Here is a 3,966-nt window from a genome sequence, read left to right on the forward strand (position 1 = left end):
CCACGATGCCGACCGACAGGCTGACCGATTGCAGGTGCGTACCGAGATCATAGGGCTCCATCATCTCGTCGATGAGTCTCTCTATGGTGCTTTCCAAGGACCCTGAGACTTGATTGTCGGGCAGCAGGATCGCGAATTCACCGGCGCCGATGCGTCCGATCAGCGCGCGCGGTGGCACGCACGTCTTCAAGCGCTTGGTGAAGGCGCGGATCAACTCGTCGCCCTGGCTGTAGCCGATGGCGTCATTGATCTGCTTGAAGCGGTCGATGTCGATATCGATGAGGAACATCGGCTCGCCGGTCCGGCTGGTCGCGCATGCCGCCTCGGCAATCTTGCCGACCATCGCCGGGCGTGCCACCAGGCCGGTCAGCTTGTCGAAATGGGTTTCCGTGAAGACGAAATCCGCCGATTCATCGACGCCGGCGAAGAAGGACATCGCGGCGACCGACGCCGCCAGTGCGCAAAGAGCGGCCATCACCGGGACCATCAAGTCCGCGGAGATGCCGGCAAAACCATCGCCGAGACCGAGCTTCAGGCCCCAGAGCCCGAGGACGAAACTGCCGAGACCCGAACTCGCTATGGTGAGCAGTCGGAACACCGGTGTTCGCTTCGGGTTGCTGACGGCGAGCATTGAAAGTTCCCCTGAGTACGGGGCTTTCTAGCGGATATCTCCTTAAAATGAGTTTCCGCGAATGAATCCAATTTTATTGGACCGAAAGTATTTCTTGAGCGGATCAATGCGCCTGGCGCTGAAACGATTCAGTTGGCGCGCTTTAAGCTTCGTGTCTTCAAATGTCCGCCATTTCAAAACCGTCGCGCACCTTTGGCCGGAAGGCGTTAGTCTCGTCCGCCGTCGGTCTGCTTCAATTCGTCGAGCGTCGGCATGGAAACGATATGATAGCCGGAATCGACATAGTGGATTTCGCCGGTAACCCCGGAAGACAGATCCGACAACAGATAAAGCGCCGAGCCGCCGACCTCGTCGATGGTCACCGTGCGGCGCAGCGGCGAGTTTCGCTGCTGGTAGGAAAACATGTGGCGCGCATCGGAAATGCCGGCGCCGGCAAGCGTGCGCACCGGTCCAGCCGATATGCCGTTCACCCTGATGGCGCGCGGACCGTAGTCGTTCGCAAGATACCGGACACTCGCCTCAAGCCCTGCCTTGGCGACGCCCATGACATTGTAGTTCGGCATGACGCGGACCGACCCCGCATAGGTCAGCGTGATCATCGATCCGCCGTCCTTCATCAAGGTGGCCGCATGGCGGGCGACCTCGGTGAAGGAGTAGCAGGAGATCACCATGGTGCGGACGAAATTGTCCCGGCTGGTGTCGGCGTAGAGGCCTTTCAGCTCGTTCTTGTCGGAAAAGCCAATGGCGTGGACGACGAAATCCAGCCCGCCCCATTCCTTGCCCAGAGTCTCGAACGTGGCCGCGACAGAATCGCTGTCCTCGACGTCGCACGGCACGACCAGCGAGGCGCCGAGCTTGTCGGCCAGCGGCCTGACCCGGCGTCCGAAGGCATCACCCTGATAGGTGAAGGCGAGTTCCGCCCCATGTTCGGATAATTTCCGGGCGATGCCCCAGGCGATCGAATGATCGTTGGCGACACCCATGACAAGCCCGCGCTTGCCCTTCATCAATCCGTCCATGGCCGGCAAATCCTTATGCGGAATAGCGCTGGAAAACGAGCGTGGCGTTGGTGCCGCCGAAGCCGAACGAATTGGACAAGACAGTGTCGATCCTGGCGTCGTCGATGCGCTTTCGCACGATCGGCATGCCCTCGAATTCGGGGTCGAGGGTCTCGATATGGGCGCTTTCGCCGATGAAGCCGCCCTGCATCATCAGGATCGAATAGATGGATTCCTGCACGCCAGCCGCGCCCAGCGAATGGCCGGTCAGCGACTTCGTCGAGGTGATATACGGCATCTCTGAGCCGAACACCTCGCGGATCGCGCCCATTTCCTTGGAATCTCCCACCGGCGTCGAGGTACCATGGGTGTTGATGTAGTCGACCGGTGTGGAAACCGTGGCCAGCGCCTGGCGCATGCAGCGGACCGCGCCCTCGCCTGAAGGGGCAACCATGTCGTGACCATCCGACGTCGCGCCATAGCCAACGATCTCGGCATAGATTTTCGCGCCGCGCGCTTTGGCATGCTCAAGCTCTTCCAGCACCAGCACCCCGGCGCCCCCGGCGATGACGAAGCCGTCCCGATTGGCGTCATAGGCGCGGGAAGCGGTCGATGCCTTGTCGTTGAATTTCGACGACATCGCGCCCATGGCGTCGAACAGGTCCGACATCGTCCAGTCGAGATCCTCGTGGCCGCCGGCAAAGATGATGTCCTGCTTGCCCCACTGGATCAATTCATAGCCATTGCCGATGCAATGCGCCGAGGTCGAACAGGCCGACGAGATCGAGTAGTTGACGCCGTGGATCTTGAACCAGGTGGCAAGCGTCGCCGATGCAGTCGACGACATTGCCTTCGGCACCGCGAACGGACCGATGCGCTTGGGACTGCCGTTCTTCAGCGTCGTTTCGGCAGCTTCGACGATGGTGCGGGTGGATGGCCCGCCCGATCCCATGACGATGCCGGTGCGCTCATTGGTGATGTCGCTCTCGCCGAGGCCCGCATCCGCGATCGCCTGATCCATGGCGACATGGTTCCAGGCAGCCCCCTGGCTCAGGAAGCGCATCGCACGGCGGTCGATCATGGCCGATGGATCGAGCGTCGGCGCTCCCCAGACCTGGCAGCGGAAGCCGTGTTCGGCGAAGGAATCGGAGAAGCTGATGCCGGATCTGGCGTCATGCAGAGAGGTCTGCACCTCGTTGGCATTGTTGCCGATCGACGACACAATGCCGATGCCTGTGACTACGACACGTCTCATTCGCAACTCCTTCCAGGGGTGCTGGCCAGAGAGCTGGCCAGGGATGCCGGTCAGCCAACCGCCGACTGCTTGGACAGACCGACTTTCAAATCCGTTGCCGCGTATATGGGTTCGCCATCCGCCTTCAGCCAGCCATCGGCGATGCCGAGCACCAGCCGGCCCCGCATCACGCGCTTGAAGTCGATGCCATATTCGACCTTCTTCACCGAGGGCGTGACCATGCCCTTGAATTTCACTTCACCGGTCGACAGCGCCATCCCCTTGCCGGGTTCGCCCAGCCAGCCAAGATAGAAGCCCGTCAATTGCCACATGGCGTCGAGGCCGAGGCACCCCGGCATGATCGGATTGCCGATGAAATGGCAGGCAAAGAACCACAGGTCCGGCTTGATGTCGAACTCCGCGCGGATGAAACCCTTCTCGAAGGCGCCGCCCGTCTCGCTGATCTCGGTGATGCGGTCGAACATCAGCATCGGCGGATAGGGAAGCTGGGCGTTGCCCGGTCCGAACAGTTCGCCGCGGGCGCAGGCCAGCAATTCGTCGTACTCGTAGCTGGATTTACCCGCCATCAATCTCATCCCCATATCGTTCCGGGCTATCGGGTGCCCTTGTCGTTGGTTTCCTAACACAATCTGTTTCAGGCCGGAAACCGGCGTTTGCGCTTAACCTGCTCGTCTGCCTGGGTCAATGCGCGCTATTGATCGCATTCGGACGACAGAATATATGTCCTGAGAGGTCCGGTTTCGGCAGACGTTCATTTTTTTGCCATTCTGGGCCTGTCTTGGGGCGGAACTGTGGGGTTCGACGAGAAGATGGACCTGGACGGCCGGAAGGAAAATGTCGCTGTGGACAAGCGGGTCCGTGAAGCTGGCCTGAGGCCGACGCGTCAGCGCATTGCGCTGGCCGATCTGCTTTTCGCCAAGGGCGACCGGCATCTGTCGGCCGAGGAACTGCACGAGGAGGCGGTTGCCGCCGGCGTGCCGGTGTCGCTGGCCACCGTCTACAATGCCCTTCACCAGTTCACCCAGGCGGGACTTTTGCGCATCCTCGCCGTCGCGGGCGCGAAAACCTATTTCGACACCAAC

The 3,966-nt window shown here is 61.1% G+C and carries 5 protein-coding genes; 1 reads left to right on the plus strand and 4 read right to left on the minus strand.

The window, feature by feature from the left end; translation table 11 throughout:
• The 4 genes from EN749_RS32185 to fabA all read right to left on the minus strand — a co-directional run.
• On the minus strand, positions 1-631 hold a 631-nt coding region (locus EN749_RS32185; protein WP_145991089.1), incomplete at its 3' end, for a GGDEF domain-containing protein.
• 206 nt (positions 632-837) lie between these two features.
• Positions 838-1,650 carry an enoyl-ACP reductase FabI gene (gene fabI / locus EN749_RS32190; protein ID WP_127398611.1) on the minus strand — a complete coding sequence of 271 codons (813 nt, stop codon included), beginning with the start codon at positions 1,648-1,650 and terminating at the stop codon, positions 838-840.
• A 13-nt stretch (positions 1,651-1,663) separates the two neighbouring features.
• Positions 1,664-2,884 (minus strand): beta-ketoacyl-ACP synthase I, encoded by a 1,221-nt coding sequence (gene fabB, locus EN749_RS32195; protein WP_127318969.1) that lies wholly within the window; start codon positions 2,882-2,884, stop codon positions 1,664-1,666.
• A gap of 50 nt (positions 2,885-2,934) precedes the next feature.
• Entirely contained in the window at positions 2,935-3,450 is a 516-nt protein-coding gene (gene fabA / locus EN749_RS32200; protein ID WP_013527885.1) for a 3-hydroxyacyl-[acyl-carrier-protein] dehydratase FabA, read from the minus strand.
• Between the two features lie 243 nt (positions 3,451-3,693).
• On the opposite strand from fabA, the gene EN749_RS32205 reads away from it, so the two are divergent.
• On the plus strand, positions 3,694-3,966 hold a 273-nt coding region (locus EN749_RS32205; protein WP_189367863.1), incomplete at its 3' end, for a Fur family transcriptional regulator.

This window comes from Mesorhizobium sp. M7A.F.Ca.ET.027.02.1.1 (assembly GCF_004022985.1).
Taxonomy (GTDB): Bacteria; Pseudomonadota; Alphaproteobacteria; order Rhizobiales; family Rhizobiaceae; genus Mesorhizobium.